The organism is Thalassospira xianhensis MCCC 1A02616 (genome assembly GCF_003326475.1).
Taxonomy (GTDB): Bacteria; Pseudomonadota; Alphaproteobacteria; order Rhodospirillales; family Thalassospiraceae; genus Thalassospira; species Thalassospira xianhensis.
This window is the reverse complement of record NZ_JPWA01000042.1, coordinates 1-14,738: the sequence shown is the minus strand read 5'-3', so window position 1 is coordinate 14,738 and position 14,738 is coordinate 1. Positions and strand designations below refer to the sequence as shown.

Here is a 14,738-nt window from a genome sequence, read left to right as displayed (position 1 = left end):
CCGGACCCGTCTGGACATGAAAGTGCATCAATGTCATGTCCGGTCCTGTTGCAGGATTAACCCCTCGGTTTTTATGGCCTTTCGGGTTATCCTGCGATCAGGACATCGGCCTCGTAAATGGTGTCCATCAATCACATAAAGTGCGTCACCATATGGGGTTTTCCCGAAAGGCGCCGGATACGCCATGATCGACAAACTCGAAATGTTTATGGTGCTTGCCCGCGAGCAGCATTTTGGTCACGCCGCCGAGGAATGCGGTGTGACACAGCCAACCCTTTCCAGTGCCCTGCGCCAGCTTGAAGACCATCTGGGGGTGGTGCTTGTGCGGCGCGGATCACGGTATCAGGGGTTAACGCCCGAAGGTGAACGGGTTCTGGAATGGGCGCGTCATATTGTCGGCAGTTCGCGTTCGATGCGTGATGAAATGCGCGCCATGCGGTTCGGTTTGACCGGACAGGTGCAGATCGCAGTTATTCCGACCGCACTTTCGATGGTGCATGAATTGACGACCCCGTTTCGAGAAAAGCATCCGGATGTGACCTTTGCGGTATTGTCGCGGACATCGACTGAAATACAGGCATTGCTTGATAATCTTCAAATCGATGTCGGCATTACCTATCTGGATAATGAACCGCTTGGCCGGGTGACATCGATCCCGCTTTATTATGAACGCTATCACCTTGTGACGTCGAATTTCGATGATATCGGGGACCGCGAAAGCATCACCTGGCGGGAGGCGGCAGAGTTTCCGTTATGTTTGCTGACACCCGATATGCAGAACAGGCGGATTATCAATCAGCATCTGACCGAGGCAGGTGCGCGCGTCAGCCCGACACTGGAAAGTGATTCGATGATTGCCCTGTTTACCCACGTTCATACGGGGAACTGGGCCAGCATCATGCCGGTCAAGATGGTCAAGGAATTCAGCATGCGTGATCGGGTCAAATCGATCCCGATTGTCGATCCCGATGCATCGCATCTTGTGGGCATGATTGCGGCGAAGCGCGAGCCGGCGACACCGGTTGTGTCCGCATTGCTGAAAGAGGCCAAACAGATTTCGGAACTTGAACTGGCCTGATAGCGGCTTGATAGGTTTTCGCTATCGCGTAACGGGATGCCTTTATTGAACCGGCGGCGGCAATCACCGACACTGGCTGGAATAACAAAGAATTCAATAGACTGCTAAGTGAGAGAGGCTTGCATGTCTTTAACCGAGACGACCGAGGAAATATCCATCCGCGTCGGCACCATCTGTGATGGGCTGTCCGGACTTGAAGGCGCGCTTTTGCCGATCCTGCATGAGGTGCAGGAAGAATTCGGCTTTATTCCCGAAGGCGCCCTTCAGACCATCGCCAAGAAACTGAACCTTAGCCGGGCGGAAGTCCACGGCGTTGCCAGTTTTTATCATGATTTCCGTGAGGAAAAGCCGGGCCGGCACGTGATCAAAATCTGCCGTGCCGAGGCCTGCCAGTCGATGGGCGCGGATGATCTGGGCGATCATGCGAAGCGCAAACTGAAAGTCGACTGGTCGGAAACGACCAGCGACAAGAATGTGACGCTTGAACCGGTCTTCTGCCTTGGGCTGTGTGCCTGCGCACCGGCGGCCATGGTTGATGGCAAGGTTGTCGGCCGGGTAAACAAGGATCGTCTTGATCGCATCCTGAGCGAGGTGAGATCATGACAGTCAAGATTTACATCCCGCTTGATTCCGGTTCGGTTGCCCTTGGTGCGGATGACGTGGCAAAGGCCATCGCCGCCGAAGCGATCAAACGCGGTGAAGATGTCCAGATCGTGCGCAATGGTTCGTTTGGCATGTACTGGCTGGAGCCGATGGTTGAGGTCGAAACATCGCGCGGGCGTCTGGCTTATGGCCCGGTCGCGGTTGAAGATGTCGACAGCCTGTTTGATGCCGGGTTCCTTGGTGGTGGTGAACATAAACGTTTCCTTGGCCACACGCAGGATATCCCGTTCCTGAAAGCGCAGACGCGCCTGACCTTCCAGCGGTGCGGGATTATCGATCCCGTGTCGCTTGACGATTATCGTGCCAATGACGGGCTCAAGGGGCTTGAAAATGCCCTTAGGATGACGTCCGAGGATATCGTCAAGGCGGTTACGGATTCAGGCCTTCGCGGTCGCGGTGGTGCCGGTTTCCCGACAGGTATCAAATGGAATACCGTGCGTCAGGCACCCGGTGATCAGAAATACATCGTCTGTAATGCTGACGAAGGCGACAGCGGCACGTTTGCTGATCGGATGATCATGGAAGGCGAGCCGTTCGTCCTGATCGAAGGGATGATCATTGCCGGTCTCGCGACCGGGGCGACCAAGGGATATGTCTATACCCGGTCGGAATATCCCGATGCGATCCGCATCATGAACGAAGCGATAGAAGTCGCACGAGCAAACAAACTGCTGGGGCCCAAGGTTCTGGGATCAGATTACGCGTTCGACATGGAAGTCCGCATGGGTGCGGGTGCCTACGTCTGTGGCGAGGAAACCTCGCTTTTGAACAGCATGGAAGGCAAGCGGGGTGTTGTCCGCGCCAAGCCGCCGCTTCCAGCACTTGAGGGCTTTATGGGACGACCGACGGTTGTTAACAACGTTATTTCGTTGTGCTCGGTACCGGTGATCCTTGAAAAGGGTGCGGAATATTACCGTGATTTCGGTATGGGCCGGTCGCGCGGGACCATTCCGATCCAGATCGCGGGCAATGTCAAACATGGCGGCCTTTATGAAACGGCCTTTGGTCTGACACTTGGTGAAATCGTTGATCAGATCGGTGGTGGCACGGCAAGTGGCCGCCCGGTCAAAGCCGTTCAGGTCGGTGGTCCACTGGGCGCATATTTCCCGCAGGAACTGTTTGATACGCCATTTGATTACGAGGCATTCGCCAAGGCGGATGGTCTGATCGGTCATGCCGGTGTTGTCGTGTTTGACGACAGTGTCGACATGATGAAGCAGGCCCGTTTTGCCATGGAGTTCTGTGCGATTGAATCGTGTGGCAAATGCACGCCATGCCGCATCGGGTCAACACGCGGCACCGAAGTTGTCGACAAGATCGCGCGCGGCGAAGATCCCGAAATGCAGAAGGAACTTCTGGCCGATCTGTGTGAAACGATGAAATTCGGGTCGCTATGCGCGCTGGGCGGGTTTACGCCCTATCCGGTGATGAGCGCACTGACCCATTTCCCTGATGATTTCAAGCCCCATGCGCTTGATATAGCCGCGGAGTGAGAACGATGTCCTTGGTAAAAGAAGTCGACTACGGAACCCCCGCCGCGAAATCCGAAAAGACCGTGACAATCAATGTCGACGGATTTGATGTGACCGTGCCCGAAGGTACGTCGATCATGCGGGCCTCGATGGAGGCGGGCATTCAGGTGCCGAAACTGTGCGCAACCGATATGGTCGATGCGTTTGGTTCGTGTCGCCTGTGTCTGGTCGAAATCGAAGGTCGCAATGGCACCCCGTCATCCTGCACCACCCCGGTCGCGGATGGTATGGTGGTCCATACCCAGACCGAACGGCTCAAGAAAATCCGCAAAGGCGTGATGGAACTTTATATTTCCGATCATCCGCTGGATTGCCTGACCTGTGCGGCGAATGGCGATTGTGAATTGCAGGACATGGCCGGTGCGGTTGGCTTGCGCGATGTGCGCTATGGTTATGACGGGGGTAACCACGTAAAGACCCGCCAAAATGGCGAAGAAAACCCGCGCTACATGGCCAAAGACGAGAGCAACCCGTATTTCACCTATGATCCGTCGAAATGTATCGTCTGTTCGCGTTGCGTGCGGGCATGCGAGGAAGTACAGGGGACCTTTGCCCTGACGATTGAGGGGCGCGGGTTTGAGAGCCGGGTATCGCCCGGCATGCATGAAAACTTCATGGATTCAGAATGCGTGTCGTGCGGTGCCTGTGTTCAGGCCTGCCCAACGGCAACCCTTCAGGAAAAATCGGTGATCGATATCGGTCAACCGGAACATTCGGTCGTGACCACGTGCGCCTACTGCGGGGTTGGCTGCTCGTTCAAGGCGGAAATGCGCGGTGATGAACTGGTACGCATGGTGCCGTATAAGGATGGCAAGGCCAATCGCGGGCATTCATGCGTCAAGGGTCGGTTTGCCTATGGCTATGCCAGCCACAAGGACCGTATCCTGAACCCGATGATCCGCGAAAACACATCCGATCCGTGGCGCGAAGTCAGTTGGGAAGAAGCCCTTCGTTACACGGCGGACAAGTTCCGTTCCATTCAGGAAAAATACGGCAAGGCCGCGATTGGCGGGATCACGTCATCACGTTGCACGAACGAGGAAACATTCCTTGTCCAGAAGCTGATCCGGGCCGGGTTTGGCAATAACAACGTCGATACCTGTGCGCGTGTCTGCCATTCGCCGACCGGTTATGGCCTTAAAACCACATTCGGGACATCGGCCGGAACACAGGATTTTGACAGTGTCGAGCACACCGATGTTGTGATCCTGATCGGGGCCAACCCGACGGACGGGCACCCTGTTTTTGCATCGCGCCTGAAAAAGCGGTTGCGTCAGGGGGCGGAGCTGATCGTGATCGATCCGCGCCGTATTGATCTGGTGCAGTCACCGCATATCAAGGCCGCCGCCCATCTGGCATTGCGTCCGGGGACGAATGTTGCGGTTCTGACATCGCTTGCGCATGTGATCGTGACCGAAGGCCTGTTTGACGAGGCTTTCATTCGCGAACGGTGCGACTGGAACGAGTTTCAGGATTGGGCAGCGTTTGTATCCGATCCGCAAAACAGCCCGGAAGAAGTCGAACGCCAGTCAGGCGTTCCGGCTGAAACCGTGCGCAAGGCGGCGCGTATTTTTGCCCGCGGTGGCAATGGCGCGATCTATTACGGGCTTGGCGTGACCGAACATAGCCAGGGTTCGACCACCGTGATGGCTATTGCCAACCTTGCGATGGCGACCGGCAATATCGGGCGTCCGGGCGTGGGTGTTAACCCGCTTCGTGGGCAGAACAACGTGCAGGGTTCGTGCGATATGGGATCGTTCCCGCACGAACTGCCGGGCTATCGCCATATTGCCGATGATGCGACACGTGACGTGTTTGAAAAAATCTGGGGCGTCAAACTGGATGACGAACCGGGGCTTCGTATTCCGAACATGCTTGATGCCGCCGTCGAAGGCACGTTCAAGGGTATTTACATTCAGGGTGAAGACATCCTGCAATCAGATCCGGATACCAAGCATGTTGCCGCCGGTCTTGCCGCGATGGAATGCGTTGTTGTCCATGACCTGTTCCTGAACGAAACGGCGAACCATGCGCATGTGTTCCTGCCCGGTTCGACCTTCCTTGAAAAGGACGGGACATTTACCAACGCCGAACGTCGCATCAACCGTGTGCGCAAGGTGATGAGCCCTAAAAACGGCTTTGCCGACTGGGAAGTGACCCAGAACCTTGCCCGTGCGATGGGGCTTGATTGGAACTATACCCATCCGTCGCAGGTGATGGATGAAATCGCGCGCACCACGCCAAGCTTTGCCGGGGTCAGTTATGACCTTCTGGAACGTGAAGGGTCGATACAGTGGCCGTGCAACGAGAAGGCACCGCTGGGCACCCCGGTCATGCATATCGATGGTTTCGTGCGCGGAAAGGGCAAGTTTGTTGTGACCGAATATGTCGCAACCGATGAACGTACCGGTCCGCGCTTCCCGCTGTTGCTGACCACGGGGCGCATCCTTAGCCAATATAACGTGGGGGCACAGACCCGACGGACTGCCAACAGTGCATGGCACAAGGAAGACCTGCTGGAAATTCATCCCCATGATGCCGAACAGCGCGGTATCCGCGAAGGGGACTGGATCCGTCTGGCGTCGCGATCGGGTGAAACGTCGTTGCGTGCAACGATTACCGATCGGGTTGCGCCGGGGGTGGTTTACACGACCTTCCACCATCCGGGCACACAGGCCAACGTGATTACCACCGATTATACCGACTGGGCGACCAACTGCCCGGAATACAAGGTTACCGCCGTTCAGGTTACGCCCAGCAACGGGCCGACCGAATGGCAGGTGGAATATGACAAGCAGGCCGAACAGGCGCGCCGTGTCCTTCCGCGTGTTGATGCGGCCGAATAGGTGCGAAACATTGCCTGGCTTCATGATAGGATATCATCATGAAGCCAGGCGTTTTCGCCTGTAAATCAAGAATTCTGGCGGGAGTTTAAACGCCAATGGCACCTGACAAACTCGTCTATATGGCCAATCAGATCGCGACTTTTTTCAAATCCAAACCCCATGCCGAAGGCGTGGCTGGTGTGGCAGGGCATATCAGCGATTTCTGGGAACCACGGATGCGCAAGCAGCTTTTTGACATGATTGAAAGCGGTCATGAGGGCTTTCACCCGCTGGTGATCGAAGCCGCACCATCGATCCGCAAGGTCAAACAACCGGCGTGACGACAGAAATGACATCAGCAAACCGCATCATTGATGGTCGTGACCATGACCCGGCGCGTGCCGTTGTGCGCGGCGATGGCGGTAATGATGCGCCGATTATTCTGCAGCCGGAAATTCCGGCTGCCCTGACATTCAACGGTAAATCCCATGCCGTGATGATGGTATCACCCCACGATCTTGAAGATTTCATGATCGGATTTGCCTTGTCCGAAGGCATAGCTGACCATGTGGGCCAGATCAATCTGCGTGATGTACGCAAAACCCTGCAGGGATATGTGATTGAGGCCGATCTGGATGAAGACATCCTTGACCGGCTAGAAGTACGCCAGCGTACCCTTGAAGGGCGTTCGGGATGCGGGCTTTGCGGGGTGCAATCGCTTGATGCGGTGGCGATGGACAAGATCGGCACCGTTGTGCCGTCGAACATGCCGCAGGACGTTGTATTGCGCGCCATTGATGCACTTCCCGATCAGCAGACACGTAACCGCGAAGGTGGCGGGCTTTTGCATGCCAGTGCCTTTGTTGATGCGACCGGCGCCATTCGCATCGTGCGCGAGGATATCGGGCGCCATAATGCGCTGGACAAGGTTCTTGGGGCAGTGGCGCGTGAAGGCCTTGATAAAACGGGTGGGTTTATCCTGATGACCAGCCGCTGTTCTTATGAAATCGTCACCAAAACCGTGCAATGCGGGGTGGGCGGGCTTGTAACCCTTTCGGGGCCGACATTAACCGCGGTCAATCTGGCACGGCAGGCGGGATTGACGATGATTTGCCGTGAACGGCGCGGATTGTTCCGGCGTTTTGCCTGAACCCGATTGTGTAAAGCCGGATCAGGCGGAAGCGCGCGGGATGATCTGGAAACCGACATCAATGCATTTTTCGGGCAGTTCCTGATTGCCGATCCGTGCGACCAGTGCCTCGGCGGCTTGGGCCCCCAGATGTTTGCGATTGATATCGACCGTGGTCAGGGCCGGAAGAGTGAAGGCCGAAAAATCCTGATTACCAAAGCCCATCACGGCAATATCGCCGGGGACGGATATGCTGCGTGACTGTGCCTCGATCAGAACCCCGTGCGCCAGAAGATCCGAACTGCACATGACCAGACCATTGCGAAATCCGCTGTCAATTGCACGGGCCAGCCCGTTACGGCCCCGTTCGATGGTTGCACCGCTTTCAAAGCAGATTGCATCCGGTCTTGTGCCGGTCAGTTTTGCAAAGCGTGCACAAAATGCATCCTTGCGGCGAAGGGCGCGTTCATCGCCCGCCGATACCGCGATAGCATTGCGATAGCCGCGTTCAAACGCGAATTGCGCCATCTCTTCGCCAGCCCGAATATGGGAAAAGCCGATGCAAACATCAATCGGGGATTCGGTTGTGTCCCAGACTTCGACGACCGGGATGCCAGCCCCCAGCAACATGCGTTTGCAGCCTGCTGAATGGTGGATGCCGGTCAGAAGAATGCCATCCGGGCGACGGCTGAGCATCGTGGATAGAACAGCCTGTTCTTCTTCCTGTGAGAAGCCGGTTTCCGCCATTAGAACGTGGTAGCCCGACCCGCGAATGACGTCGATGAAATTCTGCATCAGGTCGGAATAGATGACATTGGTGATCGATGGCACAAGGGCCGCGATCAACTGGCTGCGTTTCGATGCCAGAGCACCGGCAACCATGTTGGGAACATAGCCGGTCAGCTCAATCGCATCCTGAATGCGTTTAAGCGTGTTTGCCGAGACCTTTTTGGGATCATTCAAGGCACGCGAAACTGTGACCTGCGAAACACCGGCCAGCCGTCCCACGGTTTCCATGGTAACCGTGCCGGTTTTCAGATCGCCATTTTTCAGGACGTCATTATGTTTCGGTACACTTAGCAAATCGGTTTCTCGTGACAGGTCAATCCGTTACGGATCATTCCGGATGTCGGTTCGGGATCGGGTGACCCCTGAATTCAAACATTACATAAGCCATTCATCGGGGGCAAGCGGGCCGTCCGTCACCACAGGCGACAGACGGCTGTGCCGGTGGTTAGCGCATTTTTTTGGTTTTGCGCGATACCATGATTGAAAAGCCGATCGACAGGGCAATCAGTACCCAAAGCAGAACCGCGATCCAGCTTTTGGTAAAGAAGATCGACAATGTGCCAAAAGACTCAAGGCTTTTGACGAAATAGATTTCTGCTGACGGGCCAAGAATGAAGCCGATGATAAAGGGTGCGATTTCAAGGCCGATCTTGTGCGCCAGATAACCAAACAGCCCAAATATCAGTAGCGTCCAGACATCGAACATCACCCCGTAATTGATCGTATAGGCACCCACCACGCACATCATCAGGATGATCGGAAACAGGATGTTTTTCGGAACCGATACCACCTTGGCGATATGGCGGATGGCAAAGATCATTACGAGGAACATGACAAGGTTGGCGGCCAGCATGGCGATGATCATTGCATCCCACGTCACCGGATTGTTGCCGATAAACAGTGGGCCGACCTGAATGCCCTGAAGGGTGAAGGCCCCGATCAGGATGGCGGTGGTTGAATCGCCCGGAATACCAAGTGATAGCAACGGCACCAGTGCCCCGCCGGTCAGGCCGTTATTGGCGCTTTCCGATGCAATTACACCGGCCGGTTCCCCCTTGCCAAAACGTTCGGGATGACGTGAAAAGTTCTTTTCCTGACTGTAAGCAAGGATCGATGCGGCACTGCCGCCAACACCAGGTAGAATGCCCACAAAGGTGCCAATCCCTGAGGAGCGGATCAGGTTGATGATCTGGCCCTTGAAAACCGACAATCTGAACGGTTTGCCCTTGGCGATTTTTACACCCGAAAGTCCCTGTCCTTCGGGCATGCCGTTTTCGGCTTCAATCAGGATGGTTGCCAGGCCAAACAGGCCGATCAGAACCGGTAAAAGTGAAAAGCCGCTTTCAAGGTAATATTCAAGAAATTCCGGCACGAGGCGCAATTCACCGTTGCCGCCTCGTGAAATGTCATAGGCCCCGATCAGGCTGATGAAGATGCCCAGAACGCCGCTGAAAATGCCGACCAGAAGGCTGCTGCTGAGTGCGGCCATGACGGTAAGGGCGAAGAAGATGATCAGGAATTTTTCGATATAGGAAAACTTGATCGCGAAATCAGCCAATGCCGGCGCAAACAGATAAAGTGCGGCAAGACTGATTAGGCCGCCAATGACCGACGAGATGATGCCGATCTTAAGCGCATTTTCGCCTTCACCGGCCATCGTCATCGGATAACCGTCAAGCGTTGTCGTGATCGAGGATGGCGTGCCCGGGATGTTGAGCAGGATCGCCGGGACAAGCCCGCCGGAAATCCCCCCGACATAGAGGCCAAGCAAAAGTGCCAGCCCGTTTTCAAGCCCCAGCGAGTAGGTCAGGGGCAAACAGACCGCAACCGCCATGGTCGCTGTCATGCCGGGGATCGCGCCAAAGATGATGCCGATCACCGTGCCAACGGCAACAAGCGTAAAGAACAGCGGTGTCAGGATGGAAATAAGATCCATGATAAATCTCTTGGGTCAATCCGCGCCTTGGTTCAGGACCTATGGCAGCGAGATATTGAAAAGTTCGGACAGGATGTACCAGACGAGGCTCGGCGCGATGATCGCATTCAATCCCGCGATCAAAAGCTGTTTGCGACCGCGTTCATGCAGATACAGCACGCTCATGCCAAAGAGATACGGGATCGAGCACAGGTAAAATCCAAGGCCGGTATTGGGAAACAGATCACCAACCGCGGGCATCGCCAGGAAATAAACGACGGTTCCGGCAATCGTTCCGAAGAAGCGCATATGGTCGATGCCAACCGGCCACCAGGGGCCATTGCCAACTGCGGCCAGCATGGTCTTGCCGCGCGTCACAAGGATGGCAACAAAAAGGATGCCGAGGATGACGGCAATGATGGTCGGGAAAACGGTGTGTGATGTATCGAAATTGATCGACACACCAAGCAGGGAGTCTTGGGACATGGGACGCCTCCTTATTTCGCCTGTCTTTCCATCCATGTTGGGACAGCTGCGGCAAAATGCGAAATTCCGATCGGGTTCGGTGTTTCTGGCCGGGCAGGGCAGGCGAAACCGGCCCGAAGCAATGTCCGGGCCGGGTGCTGGTCTTAGTTCGTGGCGATTGCGTCGATGATGTGACGGTAATCTTCACGCTTTGCCTTCAGATATTCCGTGGCTTCTGCCGACGGCTTGAAGTTCGGGATAAAGAAGGATGCCTTCTGGGTTTCCTGAATTTCGCCCGCTGCAAAGATTTCGGTCAGTGCCTTGTCGATCGTGGCAATCTGTTCCGGATCCATGTCTTTGTTGAACAGCAGGAAGAATTCCTTGTCGAAGGTGAAATCCTTTTCGCCATCCATGGTGACGCTGACATTCGGGGTGGTGAAGGCCAGAAGTTCGTCACGCGTGGTATCGCCCATGCCTTCCGGGTTTGCCTGTGCGATGGTCTCCTCGCGCGCGGTCAGCCAGATGAAGCGCATGGCTTTCTGGTCGTCTTCCGGAAGCTGGGTGAACTGTTCATTGGCCTGTACCGAGCCATTGATTACGTCAGCCTGACCATCAAACAGCAGCTGGTTTTTATCGGCCTGCGAACCGGTATTGACCGGCACGATGTTTTCTTCGGCGCCCGGATGCTGGATTTTCACGGCGTTCTTAAGTGCCGAGAAACCGATTTCCGAAACACCACCAGCCTGAATTGCAACGCGCACGCGCTGTCCGGCAGCGGCAGCGGCAATCACGTCTTCCATGGATTGCAGTGGCGAATTTTTAGCAACGAGATACGCATTGCCCGGATTGATTGCGACGGTCGGGCCGACTTTGAAGTTTTCAAAGATATCGTCATATCCGCGAACGCCATACAGATGCGCAAGATAGGACTGATCATGGAAAATCATGATGGTGGTTCCGCGGCTATCACGTTCCAGCGCCTTGAAAGCCTCGCTGGCACCGACCGCGTCAACCTTGACATTGATGTCAAGTTTTTTGGAAAGCGCTTCGGCGATGATTGCGCTGTTCTGATAGGTGTCCCCACCGGTCGATTTGGAACCGATTACCATGCGGACATTGCCTGGCAGTTCCGACGCGCTGGCGAGAATCGGTGTTGCAACCATGGCAGCCAAACCGGCTGCGGTTGCGAGGGTTTTGAAAAGTCCGGTCATTGTTTCCTCCCGAATGACACGTTCCTGATCGAGGGCTCCTTGCCCGTAGTAGCCCGGTCGGTGTGGTTCCCGAGGGCAACGCTTTGCTTGTTCTTGTTATTGGCGCCTGTAAATTTTCAGGCGATATGAAAGCGCATACATAATTTCATACAAGTCGATTTAGCTTCTGTCAATGCCGGAATCTTTGGTCTTTTTCTCTGTGCTTCAGGTGAGAAAATACCTGTAAGATAACTTGACAACGAATCTGTGTATGCGCATACATAAATTCATAGAGGAAATCGCATTGTCCTGTCGGTTCTGCATGTGCATAGTCAACCGGCGGGTGGATACACGGGAGGAACGCCATGTCCGAAAAACAAAAAAAATCTGCCGAAGATCTCAGAAGTGCGCGCTGGTTTGCGCCCGACGATTTGCGTTCGTTCGGTCATCGTTCGCGTCTGATGCAGATGGGGCTTGATCCGGAAGACTGGACGGGCCGCCCGGTTATCGGGATTCTCAACACCTGGTCGGAATTGAACCCGTGCCATGCGCATTTTCGCGAGCGTTCCGGTGACGTCAAAAAAGGCGTGCTTCAGGCTGGTGGTTTCCCAGTCGAACTTCCTGCCATTTCGGTTGATGAATCTTTTACCAAACCGACATCGATGCTGTATCGGAACCTGCTGGCGATGGAGACGGAAGAACTGATCCGTTCCCACCCGCTGGATGGTGTGGTTCTGATGGGCGGTTGCGATAAAACCACGCCGGGCCTTGTCATGGGTGCGATTTCGGCTGGTGTCCCGATGATCTATCTTCCGGCCGGTCCGATGCTGCGCGGGAACTATGCCGGTAAAATCCTGGGTTCAGGGTCGGATGCGTGGAAATACTGGGATGAACGACGTGCCGGTAACATCAGTGACGAAGAATGGGTTGGGGTCGAAGGCGGCATTGCACGTTCCTATGGCCACTGCATGACCATGGGCACCGCGTCGACCATGACCGCGATTGCCGAAGCCATGGGGCTTTGCCTTCCGGGGGCATCGTCGATCCCGGCACCGGATGCCGGTCATATCCGCATGTCGACCCAGTGCGGCCGTCGCATCGTCGATATGGTCTGGGAAGATTTGACGCCTGAAAAAATCGTTACCCCGGCATCTGTTCGCAACTCTGCGGTGGTTGCGATGGCAACCGGCTGTTCGACCAATGCGGTGGTACATCTTCTGGCGATGGCGCGCCGGGCCAGCATCAAACTTGATCTTGATGACCTTGACGCACTTGGTCGTACCACGCCGCTGATTGCCAATATCCGCCCGTCGGGCAAGGGTGATTACCTTATGGAAGATTTCTTCTATGCCGGTGGTTTGCGCGCGCTTATGGCGGAACTTGGCGACAAGCTTGATACAAGCGTTACGACTGTGACCGGCAAGACGCTTGGCGAAACGCTTGAGGGCGCGACTGTCTATAACGACGATGTCATTCGTCCGTTGTCCAACCCGGTCTATCACGAAGGATCGCTTGCGGTTCTGCGTGGCAATCTGTGCCCGGACGGGGCGGTGATCAAGCCGGCCGCCTGTGATGAACGGTTCCGCAATCATCAGGGCCCTGCCTTGGTGTTTGACAGCTATCCGGAAATGAAAAAAGCGGTTGATGATGAAAATCTCGATATCACGCCCGACCATGTGATGGTTCTGCGCAATGCCGGGCCGCTTGGCGGGCCAGGTTTCCCCGAGTGGGGGATGCTGCCAATTCCCAAGGCGCTGATAAAGCAGGGGCATCGCGATATGCTGCGCATTTCGGATGCCCGCATGTCAGGCACGTCTTACGGGGCCTGTGTGCTTCATGTTGCACCGGAAAGCTATATCGGTGGGCCGCTGGCACTTTTGAAAACCGGCGACATCGTTAAGCTTGATCTTGATAACCGTCGTCTGGACATGCTGGTGGATGAAGGCGAACTCGAACGTCGTCGTGCGGCATGGCAAAAGCCCGAGGATCGTTATCAGCGCGGGTATGGCTGGATGTTTGGCAAGCACGTCACCCAGGCAAACGAAGGTTGCGATTTCGATTTCCTGTCGCCCGATTTTGGCAAAACCGCGGGCGAACCGGATATTTTCTGATCCGGTAGCAATCGACTGATGACAAACAGGTGGCGCACCCATCGCGCCACCTCCAACAGAATTCAGGGACTTTGACCAATGGCACTTTCCAAAGCCGATTTGCGTGGCGTGTTGTCGGGGATTTCCGGCATTCTTGTGACGCCTTATGATGAAAACGGCGATGTCGCGCCGAAAAAGCTCTCCCCGATCATTGACCGTGCGCTGGCCGCAGGGGTTCATTTCCCGGTGGTAAATGGCAATACCGGCGAATTTTATGCCCTGACCACGGACGAGGCCATTACGATGGCCAAATCGGTTGCCGAAATGCTGGATGGTCGTGCGCCGATGCTGGCAGGTGTCGGGCGTGGCATTCGTGATGCGGTTGCGCTGGCAAAGGCATCGGCAGAGGCCGGTGCCGAGGCGCTTATGATCCATCAGCCGCCAGATCCCTTTGTCGCACCGCGCGGTGTTGTCGACTATCTTAAACGCATTGCCGATGCATCGGATGGTTTGCCGATGATGCTGTATCTTCGCAACGATACGATTGGCACCAAGGCGATTGCCGACCTATGTGCTGTTGAAGGTGTTGCCGGTGTCAAATGGGCGACGCCAAATCCGATGAAGCTGGCCGAGGCGATTTCAGCCTGCGATCCTGATATCGTCTGGGTTGGTGGGCTTGCCGAAGTCTGGGCGCCGACCTTCTATGCGGTGGGCGCGCGAGGCTTTACGTCGGGTCTGATCAATGTGTGGCCGGAACGCTCGATGGCGATCCATGCGGCCCTTGAGGGCGGCGATTACGAAACCGCACGCAAACTGATTTCGGAAATGCGGGCGTTTGAAGATGTACGTGCCGAAGAAATGAACGGTACCAACGTGACCGGGGTTAAATCCGCGTTGCAGCTTCTGGACAATGATTGCGGTCCGACGCGTCCGCCGTCAGCCTGGCCACTGACGCCTGCGCAGCATGAAAAGCTTGTCGGCTTCATGCGCGAAAACAAACTTGTGAAATAAGCGCCGGAATATCCCAGCGCAAAGGAGGCACCAATGTCCTACAAACTGACA

General features: G+C 55.6%; 12 protein-coding genes. 8 read left to right on the top strand and 4 right to left on the bottom strand.

Going from position 1 to position 14,738, the window contains the following annotated elements:
* Positions 1-184 precede the first annotated feature (184 nt).
* From TH5_RS22225 to fdhD, 6 genes are all read left to right on the top strand, one after another.
* Entirely contained in the window at positions 185-1,078 is an 894-nt protein-coding gene (locus TH5_RS22225) for a LysR family transcriptional regulator (protein WP_062953567.1), read from the top strand.
* 123 nt (positions 1,079-1,201) lie between these two features.
* Complete coding sequence (locus TH5_RS22220) at positions 1,202-1,681, top strand: formate dehydrogenase subunit gamma (protein WP_114123711.1); 480 nt, start codon at positions 1,202-1,204, stop codon at positions 1,679-1,681.
* Positions 1,678-3,234 carry a formate dehydrogenase beta subunit gene (locus TH5_RS22215; protein WP_114123710.1) on the top strand — a complete coding sequence of 519 codons (1,557 nt, stop codon included), beginning with the start codon at positions 1,678-1,680 and terminating at the stop codon, positions 3,232-3,234. Before TH5_RS22220 ends, TH5_RS22215 begins: the two co-directional genes overlap by 4 nt.
* Before the next feature lie 5 nt (positions 3,235-3,239).
* Complete coding sequence (fdhF, locus tag TH5_RS22210) at positions 3,240-6,119, top strand: formate dehydrogenase subunit alpha (RefSeq protein WP_114123709.1); 2,880 nt, start codon at positions 3,240-3,242, stop codon at positions 6,117-6,119.
* Between the two features lie 95 nt (positions 6,120-6,214).
* Entirely contained in the window at positions 6,215-6,439 is a 225-nt protein-coding gene (locus tag TH5_RS22205) for a formate dehydrogenase subunit delta (protein ID WP_062953571.1), read from the top strand.
* Between the two features lie 8 nt (positions 6,440-6,447).
* A complete protein-coding gene (gene fdhD, locus TH5_RS22200; RefSeq protein ID WP_114123726.1) occupies positions 6,448-7,248 on the top strand; it encodes a formate dehydrogenase accessory sulfurtransferase FdhD in 801 nt (266 codons plus the stop codon).
* Between the two features lie 21 nt (positions 7,249-7,269).
* On the opposite strand, the gene TH5_RS22195 is transcribed toward fdhD, so the two are convergent.
* From TH5_RS22195 to TH5_RS22180, 4 genes are all read right to left on the bottom strand, one after another.
* The gene (locus TH5_RS22195; protein WP_244205004.1) at positions 7,270-8,310 is read right to left on the bottom strand and encodes a LacI family DNA-binding transcriptional regulator; all 1,041 of its coding nucleotides are present in this window, start codon (positions 8,308-8,310) and stop codon (positions 7,270-7,272) included.
* 151 nt (positions 8,311-8,461) lie between these two features.
* Complete coding sequence (locus tag TH5_RS22190) at positions 8,462-9,952, bottom strand: tripartite tricarboxylate transporter permease (protein WP_114123708.1); 1,491 nt, start codon at positions 9,950-9,952, stop codon at positions 8,462-8,464.
* A gap of 39 nt (positions 9,953-9,991) precedes the next feature.
* The gene (locus tag TH5_RS22185) at positions 9,992-10,417 is read right to left on the bottom strand and encodes a tripartite tricarboxylate transporter TctB family protein (protein ID WP_114109952.1); all 426 of its coding nucleotides are present in this window, start codon (positions 10,415-10,417) and stop codon (positions 9,992-9,994) included.
* A gap of 143 nt (positions 10,418-10,560) precedes the next feature.
* Complete coding sequence (locus TH5_RS22180) at positions 10,561-11,607, bottom strand: type 2 periplasmic-binding domain-containing protein (protein ID WP_062953575.1); 1,047 nt, start codon at positions 11,605-11,607, stop codon at positions 10,561-10,563.
* A 344-nt stretch (positions 11,608-11,951) separates the two neighbouring features.
* Here TH5_RS22180 and araD point away from each other — a divergent pair, with 344 nt between their 5' ends.
* Entirely contained in the window at positions 11,952-13,697 is a 1,746-nt protein-coding gene (gene araD / locus TH5_RS22175) for an L-arabinonate dehydratase (RefSeq protein WP_114123707.1), read from the top strand.
* Positions 13,698-13,775: 78 nt separating this feature from the next.
* Positions 13,776-14,687: a dihydrodipicolinate synthase family protein gene (locus TH5_RS22170; protein ID WP_114123706.1), complete on the top strand. Its 912-nt coding sequence runs from the start codon at positions 13,776-13,778 to the stop codon at positions 14,685-14,687.
* Positions 14,688-14,738: the final 51 nt, after the last annotated feature.